Annotated in this window: 14 protein-coding genes; 8 read left to right on the top strand and 6 right to left on the bottom strand. The window is 74.4% G+C overall.

All coding sequences use genetic code 11. The features are described from left to right. Positions 1-18 precede the first annotated feature (18 nt). Together FHD63_RS14315 and FHD63_RS14310 are read left to right on the top strand one after the other, a co-directional pair. A complete protein-coding gene (locus FHD63_RS14315) occupies positions 19-1,524 on the top strand; it encodes a S10 family peptidase (RefSeq protein ID WP_139722623.1) in 1,506 nt (501 codons plus the stop codon). Positions 1,525-1,585: 61 nt separating this feature from the next. Further along, positions 1,586-2,209: a DUF4230 domain-containing protein gene (locus FHD63_RS14310; RefSeq protein WP_139722622.1), complete on the top strand. Its 624-nt coding sequence runs from the start codon at positions 1,586-1,588 to the stop codon at positions 2,207-2,209. 204 nt (positions 2,210-2,413) lie between these two features. Here FHD63_RS14310 and FHD63_RS14305 read toward each other — a convergent pair whose 3' ends face one another. Then, positions 2,414-3,451, bottom strand: coding sequence for an EamA family transporter (locus FHD63_RS14305; RefSeq protein WP_139722621.1), 1,038 nt, complete (start codon positions 3,449-3,451; stop codon positions 2,414-2,416). Between the two features lie 90 nt (positions 3,452-3,541). Between FHD63_RS14305 and FHD63_RS14300 the strand changes: the two genes are divergently transcribed. Continuing rightward, on the top strand, positions 3,542-4,174 hold the full coding sequence (locus FHD63_RS14300; RefSeq protein WP_139722620.1) for a CGNR zinc finger domain-containing protein: 633 nt from the start codon (positions 3,542-3,544) through the stop codon (positions 4,172-4,174). A gap of 22 nt (positions 4,175-4,196) precedes the next feature. Then, positions 4,197-5,294, top strand: a complete 1,098-nt coding sequence (locus tag FHD63_RS14295; RefSeq protein WP_139722619.1) for a trans-sulfuration enzyme family protein — start codon at positions 4,197-4,199, stop codon at positions 5,292-5,294. A 106-nt stretch (positions 5,295-5,400) separates the two neighbouring features. Here the strand turns inward: FHD63_RS14295 and FHD63_RS14290 are convergent, their stop codons facing one another. Together FHD63_RS14290 and FHD63_RS14285 are read right to left on the bottom strand one after the other, a co-directional pair. Next, a complete protein-coding gene (locus FHD63_RS14290; protein ID WP_139722618.1) occupies positions 5,401-6,123 on the bottom strand; it encodes a hypothetical protein in 723 nt (240 codons plus the stop codon). Continuing rightward, positions 6,120-6,272, bottom strand: a complete 153-nt coding sequence (locus FHD63_RS14285) for a ribbon-helix-helix domain-containing protein (RefSeq protein ID WP_139722617.1) — start codon at positions 6,270-6,272, stop codon at positions 6,120-6,122. Before FHD63_RS14285 ends, FHD63_RS14290 begins: the two co-directional genes overlap by 4 nt. Before the next feature lie 141 nt (positions 6,273-6,413). Here FHD63_RS14285 and FHD63_RS14280 point away from each other — a divergent pair, with 141 nt between their 5' ends. Then, positions 6,414-6,728, top strand: coding sequence for a YciI family protein (locus tag FHD63_RS14280; RefSeq protein WP_139722616.1), 315 nt, complete (start codon positions 6,414-6,416; stop codon positions 6,726-6,728). Positions 6,729-6,797: 69 nt separating this feature from the next. On the opposite strand, the gene FHD63_RS14275 is transcribed toward FHD63_RS14280, so the two are convergent. Continuing rightward, the gene (locus FHD63_RS14275; RefSeq protein ID WP_139722615.1) at positions 6,798-7,745 is read right to left on the bottom strand and encodes a carbamate kinase; all 948 of its coding nucleotides are present in this window, start codon (positions 7,743-7,745) and stop codon (positions 6,798-6,800) included. 79 nt (positions 7,746-7,824) lie between these two features. Here FHD63_RS14275 and FHD63_RS14270 point away from each other — a divergent pair, with 79 nt between their 5' ends. After that, on the top strand, positions 7,825-8,376 hold the full coding sequence (locus FHD63_RS14270; RefSeq protein ID WP_158296802.1) for a DedA family protein: 552 nt from the start codon (positions 7,825-7,827) through the stop codon (positions 8,374-8,376). On the opposite strand, the gene FHD63_RS14265 is transcribed toward FHD63_RS14270, so the two are convergent. Continuing rightward, positions 8,336-9,256: a DsbA family protein gene (locus FHD63_RS14265; protein ID WP_139722613.1), complete on the bottom strand. Its 921-nt coding sequence runs from the start codon at positions 9,254-9,256 to the stop codon at positions 8,336-8,338. The two genes, FHD63_RS14270 and FHD63_RS14265, sit on opposite strands and share 41 nt — an antisense overlap. A 47-nt stretch (positions 9,257-9,303) precedes the next feature. On the opposite strand from FHD63_RS14265, the gene thpR reads away from it, so the two are divergent. Then, positions 9,304-9,876: an RNA 2',3'-cyclic phosphodiesterase gene (gene thpR / locus FHD63_RS14260; RefSeq protein WP_139722612.1), complete on the top strand. Its 573-nt coding sequence runs from the start codon at positions 9,304-9,306 to the stop codon at positions 9,874-9,876. 77 nt (positions 9,877-9,953) lie between these two features. Here thpR and FHD63_RS14255 read toward each other — a convergent pair whose 3' ends face one another. Further along, positions 9,954-11,696 carry a metallophosphoesterase family protein gene (locus FHD63_RS14255; RefSeq protein WP_139722611.1) on the bottom strand — a complete coding sequence of 581 codons (1,743 nt, stop codon included), beginning with the start codon at positions 11,694-11,696 and terminating at the stop codon, positions 9,954-9,956. Positions 11,697-11,753: 57 nt separating this feature from the next. Between FHD63_RS14255 and FHD63_RS14250 the strand changes: the two genes are divergently transcribed. Next, positions 11,754-13,436 carry an FAD-binding dehydrogenase gene (locus FHD63_RS14250; protein ID WP_139722610.1) on the top strand — a complete coding sequence of 561 codons (1,683 nt, stop codon included), beginning with the start codon at positions 11,754-11,756 and terminating at the stop codon, positions 13,434-13,436. The last annotated feature ends 51 nt before the right edge of the window (positions 13,437-13,487 follow it).

The following is a 13,487-nucleotide window of genomic DNA, read 5'->3' as shown; positions in this document are numbered from 1 at the left end:
CCTACTAGGGTCGGGGGCATGAGCGACGAGGCTACGAAGGACGGCGCCGGGACCGACCAGGGTGCGCGCGGCGGCACGGACCGCCCCGAGCCCCGCGACGTGCTGGTCGACACGACCCACACGATCGCCACCACCGAGGGCGACCTGACCTACACGGCACGGACCGGGCGGATCGTCATCCGCGAGGAGGAGGTCAAGGACGACGTCTTCCAGGGGTGGACGCCGCGCGGGGAGCTGGCGGTGACGGCCTACACCCTGGTGGACGAGGGCGGCGAGCCCGACCGCAGCCGGCCCATCACCTTCGTCTTCAACGGGGGCCCGGGGTCCAGCTCGGTGTGGCTGCACCTGGGCGTGCTCGGGCCGCGGATCGCCGACGCGGGCGAGCCGAACGACCCGACCGCCCCGCCCTACGCCCTGCACGACAACCCGCAGACGCTGCTGCGCGCCTCCGACCTGGTCTTCATCGACCCCATGTCGACCGGGTGGTCGCGGGCCGTCGAGGGCGGGAAGGCCAAGGACTTCCACGGGTGGAAGAAGGACGTCGAGCAGGTCACCGAGCTCATCCGGCTCTGGTGCACCCGCGAGGACCGGTGGATGAGCCCGAAGTTCCTCGCCGGCGAGTCCTACGGCACCACCCGCGCCGTGTCCGTCGCCGAGCGCCTCTTCACCAGCTTCGGTATGCAGCTCAACGGGCTGGTCCTCATCTCCAGCGTGCTGGACTTCGGCACCCAGGACTTCCGCTACCTGCGCCACGACGAGGCGTGCCTGTCCTTCCTGCCGACCTACGCCGCGATCGCGCACTTCCACGGCAAGCACGAGGGCCGCAGCCTCACCGAGGTGCTCGGTGAGGCGGAGGAGTTCGCCGCCGGGGCATACCGGTGGGCGCTGGCGCGCGGCAACCGGCTCACCGAGGACGAGCGGGCCGACGTGGCGGAGCGGCTGGCCGCCCTGACCGGGCTGTCCCGCGACTACGTCCAGCGGTGCGACCTGCGGCCCGAGCACTGGCGCTTCTGCACCGAGCTGCTGCGCGACCGGGGCGAGACCGTGGGTCGGATCGACGGACGGATCCGGGGGCTGCTGCACTCCGGGATCGCCGAGGGCATGGACGCCGACCCGAGCATCGACGCGATCATGGGCCCGTACGCCGCGGCCATCCACCACTACCTGCGGGCCGAGCTGCGCTCCGAGCTGGACCTGCCCTACGCCGTCTTCTCCGACGCCATCGAGCACTGGTCCTACAAGGAGTTCGAGGCCAAGCCGATCAACGTCGTCGACAAGCTCGAGCGGGTCATGCGCGCCAACCCGCACCTGCGGGTGCGCTTCGAGTACGGCTACTACGACCTGGCGACCCCCTACTCCGCCGCCGAGGACACGGTCGCGCACCTGCGGCTGCCGGACGCCGCCATGGACCGGGTCGAGCACGCCTGGTTCGAGACCGGCCACATGCCCTACGTCGGCGAGTCCTCCCGGGTCGAGGAGGCCGAGGGCATCACCGACTTCGTGCGGCGGGCCGCGGGCCGCTAGGTCGGGCCTCACGGCCCGCTTCACGGAGAAGGATCGTCGCGGCGTCGCTAGGGTGAGCCGCATGCTGGGTCGCGTCGTCGGGGTCGTGCTGATGGTCCCCGTCGTGCTGCTGGCCGTCGTGGGTGGGTTCAGCCTGCTGACCGACTGGCGGCCCTCGCTCAACCCCTTCGCCGAGGAGGAGGTCGACCGCACCGGACCCTCGGTCCTGGAGTCGCTCACCGAGATCAGCGAGTTCCACGCCGCCAGCGCCTACTACGAGACGGTCGTCGACCTGGAGCGGGACACCCGCTTCGTGCCGGACTGGATCAGCGGTGAGCGGGTCCTCTACGTCGGCAAGGGCGACGTCGACGCCATCGTCGACTTCAGCGAGCTGGACTCCCGGCGGGTGCAGGTGGCCGAGGAGGACGGCGCGGTGACGGTGCGGCTGCCCCCACCCACGGTGGGCGAGCCCACGCTGGACCTCGAGGCGAGCTACGTCGTCAGCGTCGACCGGGGCATCGCCAACCGCTTCCGGGGCTCCGACCTCGAGCAGGAGGCCCAGCGGACCGCGGTGGCCCAGATGAGCAGTGCCGCCTCCGAGGGTGGGCCGCTGGTCGACCTGGCCGAGAGCAACACCGTCGCCATGCTCGAGGGCCTGCTCGACGCCCTGGGCCACAGCGACGTGACCGTCACCTTCGAGGACTGAGCGGCCGTGGCGCCGGTGTGCGGAGGCCGCCCGGTGCCGCACCTCGAGCCGCCTCGGTCCCGGGGCCCTGCCCGCCGCCCGGCCGGTCGACCCTCGTCCGGCTGGTCAGCCGTCGTCCGGCAGGTCAACCTTCGGCCTGTTCGAGGAGGACGAGGGTTGACCAGGCGGTGGGCAGTGGACGACGCGGCTGTGGGTGCGGGGCCCTCAGCGGGCGGGGGAGGCCTCGTCGGCGACATCGGGCAGCGGCTCGACCTCGTAGGTCCCGGCCGGCAGCTCGGACTCCCGCTCGTCGGCCTTGATCGCCGCCACCCCGGCCACGATGAGCACGCCGCCGAGCAGCTGCACCGGGGCGGGCATCTCGGCGAGCAGCAGCCAGGCGAAGAGCACGGCGAACATCACCTCGGCCAGCCCCACGAAGGAGGACACCTTGGCGCCGAGCATCCGTGCGGCGACGATGCCCGTGAGGTATGCCCCGGCGGCGGCCACCAGGCCGAGCCACAGCACCGGCACCCACCACGGCGCGTCGACCCCGGCGAGGAGCACGTCCTGCGTGCTCATGGCCATCGGCACCACGCCGAGGAGACCGGCCAGCGTCAGCGCGACCGCGCCGATGGTCATCCCCATCGCGGCGAAGGCGGTCGGGGGCAGGCCGCTCGCGTCGTCCGCCCCGACGACGAAGAAGACCGCCAGGCCCACCGCCGCGAGCAGCCCCCACATGACCCCGACGGCGCTGAGCTGCACGTCGCCCAGCACGTCGAGGACGAGGAGCAGGCCGGCGATCGCCAGGACGACGCCGCCGATGGTGAGGGGGCGCGGGCGCTGGCCGTGGCGGGCCCAGAGCCAGCCGACGACGAGGATGGGGCCGAGGTACTCCAGCATGAGTGCCACGCCGACCGAGAGGCGCTGCACGGCGAGGTAGTAGAACAGCTGGCAGCCGGCGACGGCGACCAGGCCGAAGAGCCCGGTGTGGATCCAGGTGATGGGGCGCCGGAGCAGGTGCCAGTGCCCGCGCATCGCCACGGCCGCGGGGGCGGCGAGCACCAGCGCGCCCAGGGCCACCCGGGCGCTCACGGCCGCGCCGGGGGTCCAGCCCTGCAGCAGCAGGCTCTTGCCGACGGCGCCAGCGGTGCCGAACATCGAGGCGGAGAGCATCGCCACGGCCAGCCCGAGCAGCAGCGTGCGCGCGCCCCGGCGGCGGCTCGACGTGGTGGGGTGGTCGAGGCTGGTCCGGGTGGTGGTCATGGGGCTGGCCCCCTCTCTGGGTCGATTGGCGTCAGGAGCGTACTTCTATGACACTCATGACGATATCCAGGTCCGACGTCAGGAGTCAACTTGCCTTTCACTCATGACGCAGTGGAGGCGCTGCGCTCCGCCGCAGCGCTGGTCAACACCCGCACGGGAGCGGGCAGCGGCAGTGACCACCTGCCGTCGGAGCAGGCCGCCCAGGCGCGCGCCGAGGGCGTCGACACCCTGACGACGGTGGAGGACCTGGAGGCCTTCGTCGCGCAGTGGCAGTGGTCGGGCACGCCACCGCGGCGGTCCGCCGAGGTGCAGCGGGTGCGCCTCGTCCGGCCGCGGCTGGCGAGGTTCTGGGAGCTGGGGGAGGAGGGGGTCGTGGACCTCGTCAACGTGCTGCTCGCCGAGGAGCGGGCGGTGCCCCGCCTGGTCGACCACGACGGGTGGGGGTGGCACCTGCACGCCGTGCCGGACGACGCCCCCTTCGCGGCCCGGATGGCGGTCGAGGCCGCGATGGCGATGGTCGACGTGGTGCGCGCCGACGAGCTGGAGCGGCTGCGCCGGTGCGAGGCCGACGGGTGCGACGGCGTCTTCGTCGACCTGTCGCGCAACCGCTCCAAGCGCTTCTGCAGCACCGCCTGCGGCAACCGGGTCGCCGCCGCGGCCTATCGTGGGCGCCAGTCCGACAAGGGCGACGCGGCCCGCGGTGAGCGGTCCGCGGACGGATGAGACGGCATACCGGAAGAGTGCGATGACCCACTACGACGACCTCGCCCCCGCCACCCGCGCCGTGGCGCTGGGGCGGCCGGCCCGCGACCCCGGCGCGCCGGTGAGCGCGCCGGTGACCTTCACCTCGACCTTCGTGGCCGAGGGCGAGGTCGCCTACGCGCGCACGTCGAACCCGACGTGGGAGGCGCTGGAGGAGGTGCTCGGCTCGCTCGAGGGGGGCTCGGCGCTGACCTTCGCGTCGGGGATGGCGGCGGTCGCGGCCGTGGTGGGCCTCGTGCCCGTCGGCGGGGTCGTGGTCGCGCCGCGGCACGTCTACAACGGCACCACCGGGCTGCTCGACGAGCGCGAGGCGGCGGGGGCCCTGACCGTCCGCCGGGTCGGGGCCGAGGACGTCGCGGGGATCGTCGACGCCTGCGAGGGGGCCGACCTGCTCCTGCTGGAGTCGCCCACCAACCCCATGATGGAGCTGACCGACGTGCCGGCCGTCGTGGCCGGGCTGCGGGAGAGGTATGCCGGTGCCCGCCCGGTCCTCGCCGTCGACAACACCTTCGCGACACCGCTGGCGCAGCAGCCGCTCGCCTGGGGTGCGGACGTCGTCATCCACTCGGCGACGAAGTACCTCGCCGGGCACTCGGACGTGCTGCTCGGGGCGACCGTCGTCGCGGGTGGACGGGTGGACCTGCGGGAACGGCTGCACACCCACCGGTCGCTGCACGGGGCGATCCCGGGGCCGATGGAGGCCTGGCTGGTGCTGCGCGGGGTCCGCACCCTGCACCTGCGCCTGGAGCGGGCGCAGGCGGGTGCGCAGGTGCTGGCCGGGCGGCTGGCGGAGCAGCCGGCGGTCCGTCGGGTGCGCTACCCGGGGTTCGGCGGGATGCTCTCGGTCGAGGTCCTCGGCGGCGCCGAGGGGGCCGAGCGGGTCTGCGCGGCGACCCGGCTGTGGACCCACTCGACGAGCCTGGGCGGCGTGGAGAGCCAGATCGAGCGCCGTCGCCGCCACCCCCTGGAGGTCGCGACCGTGCCCGAGGACCTCGTGCGCCTGTCGGTCGGGGTCGAGGACGTCGAGGACCTCTGGGCCGACCTGGCCCAGGCGCTGGACAGGGCGCTGGACTCGGCCTGATCCCGCACCGGACGCGTGGTCGGGACGCACCGGACGCGTGGTCGGGACGCACCGGACGCGTGGTCGGGACGCACCGGACGCGTGGTCGGGACGCACCGGACGCGCGTCAGTGCCGCGTGTACCCGTAGTGGTCGGACTGCCGCTCGTTGATCCAGACCTCCTTGATGCCGTCGGGGTCGGCGACCTGGACGGTCCGGCTGTAGGTCTCGTCGATCAGGGCCGCCCGGACGCCCGCCTCCGTGAGCAGGGCCAGCGCCTCCTCCACGTCTGCGTCCCACTCGAAGGCCAGCTCGAGCGCCGGGGCGTCGGCGTGGTGGACCGCCGCGAGCCCTCCGCCGTCGCAGGCCAGGTCGGTCCAGGTCCCGTCGTCGGCGACCAGGCGGGCGCGCGCCCCGATGCCCTCGAGGATGCCGCGCGCCGTCGCCGTGTCGCGGGCGTACCAGATCGGCAGGCTGACGAGGCGCCGGTCGGCCGGCGGGCCGTCCTCCTCGACCGGGGTGGGCGCGTCGAGGGTGAAGGTGGTGCCGTCGGGCGCCGACACCACGCCCGCCTCGCCGTGGTCGGGGTGGCCCAGGGTGATCGGCACGCCTGCCGCCGCCGCCGCGGCGACCGCCTCGGGCACGGGTGTCGTCGTCGAGAAGGCGAGCGCCGTGCCGGGCGGCTGCGCGTCGCTCGCCTGGTGCAGGGCCACGCGGCCCGAGCCCACGGCATACACCAGCCAGCCGGGCCGCTCGAGGAGGAGGCGCGCGCCCAGCGCCTCGAGGAGGCGCTGCCAGGCGGGGATGTCCGCGGTGAAGCGGATGGGCTGGGCGGTCAGGTCGGTGATCATGCGTCGTCCTCCGCGGTCGAGGTGAGGTATGCCCGGAGCGCCTTCTCGACCAACGCGGACAGGCTGATGGCCTCGTCGATGCCGCGGTGCTTGATCTGGGTGATCAGGTCCGTGGGCAGGTAGACGTTGAACTGCGCCTTCTGGGTCATCCTAGGATGCTAGCAATCTAGTACCACCGCAGCAAGGGGGACCGGGCGTGAGGCCGCGGGTGGTGCGGCGCTGGACTCCGCCTGATCCCGCACCGGACGCGTGGTCGGGACGCACCGGACGCGCGTCCCTAGGATGACGGCATGAGCCTCTTCGTGGTGCACTACACCTACTCCGACGACACCGCGGCCCGCGACGAGCACCGGCCCGCGCACCGCGAGTTCCTCGGCGGCCTGGCGCAGGAGGGCACCGCCCTGCTGACCGGCCCGTACGCCGACGTGGAGGAGGCGCCCGACGCCGCCATGCTCCTGCTGCGCGGGGACAGCGCGGCCGACCTGGCCGAGCTCCTGCGGGAGGACCCGTTCCAGCAGCTGGGTCTGGTGGAGCAGGTGGCCATCCGGGAGTGGACCCCCGTGCTCGGCTCGTGGTTCGACGGGGCGCTCGCCGGCGAGCTCTGACCGGGCCGGCCCTCCTCGAGTCGTCCTTCCGGGTGTCCGGGGCGGCCGCGCCGCGCGACCAGAGCGGTCCTACCGTGCGTCCGGCGCGGGGGTGACGAAGGTGCCGGCCGAGCCGTCCACCAGCGCGGCGACCTCGTCCAGGCTGCCGATCGCCGCCGCCACCTGAGGGCGGTCCTGCCCCGAGCCGCGGGCGGCGACCTCGACGAAGCGGCATACCGCCTCGACCTTGGGCCCCATGGACCCGGCGGGCAGGTCGAGGGCGCGCAGCTCCTCGGGGGTCGTGCGCCGGATCTCCCGCTGGTGGTCGGTGCCGTAGCCCTCCATGACCGCCGGCACGTCGGTGAGCACGAGCAGCCGGTCGGCCCCGAGCCGGTGCGCGAGCAGCGCGGCCGACAGGTCCTTGTCGATGACCGCCTCCACGCCCTGCAGGTCACCGCTGCCCGTGCGGACGACCGGCACCCCACCGCCGCCGGCGCAGACGACGATGACGGACTCGTCGAGCAGGTGGTCGATGAGCCGGGTCTCGATGATCTCCCGCGGCCGCGGCGACGGCACGACGCGGCGCCAGTGCTCGCCGTCGGCCTCGACCTGCCACCCGTGCCGGTCGGCCAGCTCGCGCGCGGTCGCCTCGTCGTAGACCTCGCCCACGAACTTCGTGGGCCGCGCGAAGGCCGGGTCGTCGGCGTCGACGAGGGTCTGGTTGAGCACCGCGGCGAACTGCCGGTAGGGCCGCTCGTTGCCGATCGCCTGCAGGATCCAGTAGCCGATGAGCCCTTGCGTCATGGCCCCCAGCGCGTCGAAGGGGTAGGGCTGGCTCAGCCGGGCGTCGTCCGCGCTCTCCATCGCGAGGATGCCGACCTGCGGTCCGTTGCCGTGCGTGATGACGACCTGGTGGTCGTCGGTCAGCGGCGCGAGGGCCCGCATGGCGCGGCGGATGTTGGCGACCTGCGCCGCGGCATCGGGCACCTGCCCACGCTGCAGCAGCGCGTTGCCCCCGAGGGCGACGACGATCCTCATGGCCGGAGTATGCCGTGCGGCCCGGTCGGCGACCGGCTGCGCCGCGCGGGCCCGTGACGACGCGTGGGACGATGGACGCGTGGACGCCTGGCAGTCCTTCCCGATCGGCCTCGCCCTCGCCTTCCTGTGGGGCGTGGCCATGCTGCGTGGCCAGGCGACCTACTGGATCGCGCGCAGCGTGACCGAGCAGACGCTGCGGCATACCCGCCCCACCTCGGGCTGGCGCGCCGCGGTCCACCGCTGGCTGTCCAGCGACGCCCTCGACCGCGGCCGCGGGGCGGTGGAGCGCTGCGGCATCGGCGCGGTGCCGCTGTGCTACCTCACGGTCGGGCTGCAGACGGTGGTGCTGGCCTCGGCGGGTGTGCTGCGGATGCGGTGGTGGCGCTTCACCCTCGCGCAGTCCGTGGGCGCCGCGGCCTGGGCCGCGATCTACGCGACCGTCGGCTTCGCGATCTGGGCGCTCGCCCTCGAGGCCCTGCTCGCGGGCGGCCCGTGGCTCGTCGCCGGTGTCGCGGTCGCGCTCACCCTGGTGCTCGCGCTCGGGCACCGGTGGTATGCCGTGCGCCGTCGCGGGACCTCCGCCGACGGGGTCACGACGACGCGGTCGCGTCCTGCCTCTGCTCCTCGATGATCTCGAGCATCCGGTCCGCGGGGTAGGCGCCCTGCAGCACCTGGGTGTTGATGAGGAAGGTGGGGGTGGAGGAGACGCCGATGGCCCGGGCCTCGGCGCTGTCGGCCTCGACCGCCGCGGCCAGGTCGGCGTCGTCGAGGTCGGCCTCGAACTGCTCGAGGTCGGCGATCCCGACCTCCTCGGCGATGTCGACGAGGTCCTTCCGGCCGTACTCCCCGTGGCCGTCCGTGGACAGCGCGAAGACGGCGCTCTGGAACTCCTCCAGCCGGTCCTGCTCCGCCGCGGCACGGCCGGCCACGGCGGCGAGCTGGGAGGTCTCGTCGAAGATGACGAAGTCGCGGAACTCGATGCGCAGCGTGCCGTCGTCGACCAGCGGCAGCAGCTCGGGCCGGATCTCGAGGTGGAACTGCGCGCAGTAGGGGCAGCGGTAGTCGGCGTACTCGATCATGACGACCGGCGCGTCCACCTCGCCCACGGCCATGGGGTCCTGCGGGTCGCGGCGCTGCAGGTCCAGCATCATCTGCGCGACCTCAGGGGGAGGGGTCTGCTCCGCGGCTCCCGGGTCCGCCGGCGCAGGCTCGGCCGCGGACCCCTCGTCGGTCGGCGTGGACCCGTCCGGCGCGCTCCCGCCGTCCTCCTGGGTGCCGCCCTGGGTGCCGCCCTCGCCCTCGTCCGCACCGCCCTCGGCACCGTCCTCCTCGGGCGTGGACTGCGCGCCGGCCGACGGCGACGGGGTGGCTGCCTGCTCGGCACCGCGCTCGGCCAGGGCCAGCCAGGCGATGAAGGCCGTCGCCAGCGCGACGACCACCGCGGCCACGGCCCAGGCGACCGCGACGACGGTGCGGTCGGTGCGGGGCTGGGGCGAGGTCGGCGTGCTCACCCGGCCAGCGTCGCACACCGGTCCGACGCTGCTGCCAGGATGGTCCGGTGCGCGCCTTCATCGCCCTGCTGCCGCCGGACGCAGTCACCGAGGAGCTCGTCCGCTTCCTCGAGCCGCGGCAGGACGCGCTGGCTCCCCGGGGGGACTGGCGCTGGACCCGCAGCGAGCAGCGCCACCTGACCCTGGCGTTCCTGCCCGAGCTGGAGGAGTGGCGCGAGGAGGAGCTGGTCGAGGCGGGGGCAGCCTGGGCGGGGCGGAACCACCCGCTGCGGCTCGCCCTGCGGGGGGCCGGCGCGTTCCCCGACCCCGGCGCCGCGCGGGTCCTGTGGGCGGGGGTCGAGGAGCCGTCCGCCGGATCGCTCGGCGCCTGGGCGCAGGCGCTCCGCTCGCTCGCCAGCCGGTCCGGCGTCCGGGTCGACGGCACCCGGTTCAGCGCTCACGTCACCCTGGCCCGCTCCGCCGGCCGACCGCGCCCGGCCGGTCACCTGGTGCAGGCGCTGGACACGCTGCATACCTCGTCGTGGCGGGCGGACGCGGTCTGTCTCGTGCGCTCCGAGCTCGGCCAGGGCCCCGGCGGCACGCCCCGGTATGCCGTCCGCCACACCTGGTCCCTCGCCTGACCGCCCGCGACAGGCCGCCCGACCGCCGGGCCGCCCCTGGCCTGCCGTCGCCCCGGGCCTCGCGAGCCCCGCGCCGCTCAGGGCTGCTCGGTCGCCCCGGCCTCGTCCGACGGGCCGTCCCCGCCCGTCCCGTCGTCGATCTCCGGCAGCTCCAGCGGCGGGAGCGTGGTGACGACGGCGTCGTCCGGCGGGGTGACCTCCACCTGCGTCGGGTCGGCCTCGGCGTCCTCGAGCAGCGCCTCGACCGCCTGCACCTCGACCCCCTGGTCCGGCGAGCACGACCGGTCCGCCGGGACCTGCGGCTGGATGGAGCGGCCGTTGATGAGGCTGACGTCGTCGAACTGGGGGCGGCCGGACACGAGGTTGCGGTAGCTGTAGCGGGTGAGGCTGCTGATCGCGCAGTCCTCCCCGAAGGTGAGGATGTCGAAGCTGTAGGCGTGCCCCTCGAGCTCGCCGGCGGTCTCCGGGTCCTCCTGCGCCGCCTCCTGCGCCTGCTCGGTGAGCGGCGGCAGCCGGAACTGGTTGACCAGCCCGCCGCCGGTGAACGACCCGACCTGCAGGTGCTGCCCGGTGAGGTCGGGGACGTGCATGTGCCCGTTGATCGTCACGGCGCCCGCGGTGACCCGGTCGGCGGCATAGGGCTGGTGGGTGAGCACGATGTCGCTCGGCGGCAGCCCGGCGGTCGCCTCCCGGAAGCGCTGCGCGAGCGCGGCCTGGTCGGCGCCGTAGTCGTCGCTGCGCTGGTTGAAGTACCGGCTGTCGTTGAACCCGGTCACGGTCACGCCGTTGACGGTGATCTGCTGCAGCTCGCCCTCGGTCGGCTCGACGAGCAGCACGTTGGGCACCTGCGCCATCCGCCGCAGCACGCCCTCGTCCCCGGCGGAGGCGCCGTCGTGGTTGCCGCGCACGAAGAGGTACGGCACCCCTAGGCTCTCGATGCCCTCGTAGATGTCGGTGAGGTCACCCTCGTCCTGGCGACCGAAGTTGACGAGGTCACCGGCGTCGATGACGGCGTCGATGTCCTGGGTCTGCACGATCTCGCGCATGAGCGGGTACTGGTTGAGCCCGTGGATGTCGCTCACGAGCAGGAACCGGGCGGCCGGCTCGCTCTGGCCCCCGTCCGGGCTGAACTCCTCGCGCATGGCCGAGGACAGCGCCAGCAGGTTGGTGACGTAGACCGCGCCCTGGTCGGCCTTGCGGTCCAGGCCGGCGAGGATGTCGGTGTTCTGCTCGACGAGCGAGAGCAGGCTGGTGGTGCGGAACTCGGCGACCCGGTCGGTCCGGTAGGTGAGGTATGCCGCCGTCCCCGGCACGAGCATCGCCAGCACCGTCGCGACGGCCGAGGCCACGAGACCGCGCGCCACGTGGGCGGGCCGGGCCGCGGCATACGCCAGCATGAGGAGCGCGGTCGTGACCAGGGCACCGGCGGCGAACTTCCAGGCGAGCTCGGCCACGCCGTCGTCGATGGCCGCGCGCAGCTCGGCCGGCGTCGGCTCCAGGTCGGCGGTGCGCAGCTGGCCGCGGCGCAGCAGGTCGGTGACCTCCTCGCGCACCTGGACGCGCGCCTCCAGGCCCGGCGCGGGCATCACCCGGCGCTCGAAGGACACCTCCATGTCGCCGACGACGGTCGGCAGGAGCACGGTGGAGTCGAGGCGCGGCTGGATCGAGATGTCCGCGGCGAAGTAGCGGGTCTGCGTGTGCACCGGCCACAGCTGGGTGGCCGCCACGCCGCCGGTCCACGCGACCACGAGCAGCAGGGCCACGACGCCGGTGCGCCGCAGCCAGGGGGCCGCTGCCGCGGTGCTCCGCCGGATGTCCATCGGCCGCAGCCTAGCGACCGGTTCGCCCGGGTCCCGTGCACGGTAACGTCGGTGGTCATGACCGAGCACGTGGACGTCGTCGTCGTGGGCGCCGGGCTCGCCGGTCTGGTGGCGACCGCCGAGCTGGTCGCCGCCGGGCGGCGGGTGGCCCTGGTGGACCAGGAGCGGACCGAGCACCTGGGCGGCCAGGCCTGGTGGAGCTTCGGCGGCCTCTTCCTCGTGGACAGCCCGGAGCAGCGGCGGCTGCGCATCCACGACTCGGTCGACCTCGCCTGGCAGGACTGGTGCGGGAGCGCCGGCTGGGACCGGGACGGGGAGGCGGGCCGGACGGGGGAGGACGACTGGGGCCGTCGCTGGGCCCGGGCCTACGTCGAGTGGGCGGCCGGGGAGAAACGGGCCTGGCTGCGCGAGCGCGGGGTCCGCCTCTTCCCCGTGGTCGGGTGGGCCGAGCGCGGCGACGGCACGGCCAGCGGCCACGGCAACTCGGTGCCGCGCTTCCACCTCACCTGGGGCACCGGGCCCGGGCTGGTCGAGCCCTTCGAGCGGGCGGTCCGCGACGGGGTGGCCGCCGGGCTCGTGCAGCTGCGCGGACGGCACCGGGTCACCGGGCTGGTGACCAGCGGCGGCGCGGTCACCGGGGTGCGCTGCGCCCTCCTCGCCGAGGACCCGGTCGGCCGGGGTATGCCGTCCTCCCGCACCGTCGTGGGCGAGGTGGAGATCGAGGCGGGGGCGGTCGTCGTCACCAGCGGCGGCATCGGCGCCAACCACGAGCTGGTCCGCCGCTTCTGGCCCGAGCGTCTCGGCCCGCCCCCGCGGGAGGTCGTCACGGGGGTGCCGGCCCACGTCGACGGGTCGATGCTCGACCCGCTGGAGTCGGCCGGGGCCCGGCTGGTCAACCGCGACCGGATGTGGCACTACGTCGAGGGCCTGGCCAACCACACGCCGGTCTGGCCCGGGCACGGCATCCGCATCCTGCCCGGCCCCAGCAGCCTGTGGCTGGACGCGACCGGGCGCCGGCTCCCCGCGCCATACCTCCCGGGGTTCGACACCCTCGGCACCCTCGCGCACCTGCGCCGGAGCCAGCCCGAGCACGACCACAGCTGGTTCGTGGCCAGCCGCACCGTGCTCGGCAAGGAGTACGCCCTCTCCGGCTCCGAGCAGAACCCGGACCTCACCGGCCGGTCCGTGCGGCAGGTGCTGGGGCGGGTCACCACGGACGTGCCCGCTCCGGTCCAGGCCTTCGTCGACCACGGCGCGGACGTGGTGGAGGCGGACACCGTCGAGGAGCTGGTGGCCCGGATGAACGCGCTCACCGGGGCCGAGCTCGTGGACGCAGCCCAGGTGCGCGAGCTGGTCGAGGCGCGGGACCGGGAGCTGGCCAACGGCTACGGCAAGGACGTGCAGACCGCGCTGGTCCGCGCTGCCCGGCGCTCGCTGGGCGACCGGCTCATCCGCACCGCGCCCCCGCACCGCTTCCTCGACCCGCGGCACGGCCCGCTCGTCGCGGTCCGGCTGCGCGTCCTCACCCGCAAGACCCTCGGCGGGGTGCAGACCGACCTGGCCTCCCGGGCCCTGGATGCCGACGGGTCGCCGGTGCCGGGCCTGTACGCCGCGGGCGAGGTCGCGGGGTTCGGCGGTGGTGGGGTGCACGGCTACCGGTCGCTGGAGGGGACCTTCCTCGGCGGCTGTCTGTTCACCGGGCGGGCGGCCGGTCGGGCGGCTGCCGACGCGACCTCCTGACGCCGGCACGTCGCGGGGAGGACGTCATGGTCCCGCCTGCCCTTCTGGACA

The organism is Serinicoccus chungangensis (assembly GCF_006337125.1).
Taxonomy (GTDB): Bacteria; Actinomycetota; Actinomycetes; order Actinomycetales; family Dermatophilaceae; genus Ornithinicoccus; species Ornithinicoccus chungangensis.
Note: the sequence above shows the minus strand (reverse complement) of the source record. Positions and strands in the feature narration are given on the sequence as shown.

What these genes read in the sequence shown, in the direction of transcription:
- FHD63_RS14310 (WP_139722622.1), top strand. Translation starts at nt 1,586, where the DNA reads ATGCTGGGTCGCGTCGTCGGGGTCGTGCTGATGGTCCCCGTCGTGCTG.
- FHD63_RS14275 (WP_139722615.1), bottom strand. Translation starts at nt 7,745, where the DNA reads ATGAGGATCGTCGTCGCCCTCGGGGGCAACGCGCTGCTGCAGCGTGGG.
- FHD63_RS14285 (WP_139722617.1), bottom strand. Translation starts at nt 6,272, where the DNA reads ATGACCCAGAAGGCGCAGTTCAACGTCTACCTGCCCACGGACCTGATC.
- FHD63_RS14280 (WP_139722616.1), top strand. Translation starts at nt 6,414, where the DNA reads ATGAGCCTCTTCGTGGTGCACTACACCTACTCCGACGACACCGCGGCC.
- FHD63_RS14315 (WP_139722623.1), top strand. Translation starts at nt 19, where the DNA reads ATGAGCGACGAGGCTACGAAGGACGGCGCCGGGACCGACCAGGGTGCG.
- FHD63_RS14290 (WP_139722618.1), bottom strand. Translation starts at nt 6,123, where the DNA reads ATGATCACCGACCTGACCGCCCAGCCCATCCGCTTCACCGCGGACATC.
- FHD63_RS14250 (WP_139722610.1), top strand. Translation starts at nt 11,754, where the DNA reads ATGACCGAGCACGTGGACGTCGTCGTCGTGGGCGCCGGGCTCGCCGGT.
- FHD63_RS14305 (WP_139722621.1), bottom strand. Translation starts at nt 3,451, where the DNA reads ATGACCACCACCCGGACCAGCCTCGACCACCCCACCACGTCGAGCCGC.
- FHD63_RS14255 (WP_139722611.1), bottom strand. Translation starts at nt 11,696, where the DNA reads ATGGACATCCGGCGGAGCACCGCGGCAGCGGCCCCCTGGCTGCGGCGC.
- FHD63_RS14295 (WP_139722619.1), top strand. Translation starts at nt 4,197, where the DNA reads ATGACCCACTACGACGACCTCGCCCCCGCCACCCGCGCCGTGGCGCTG.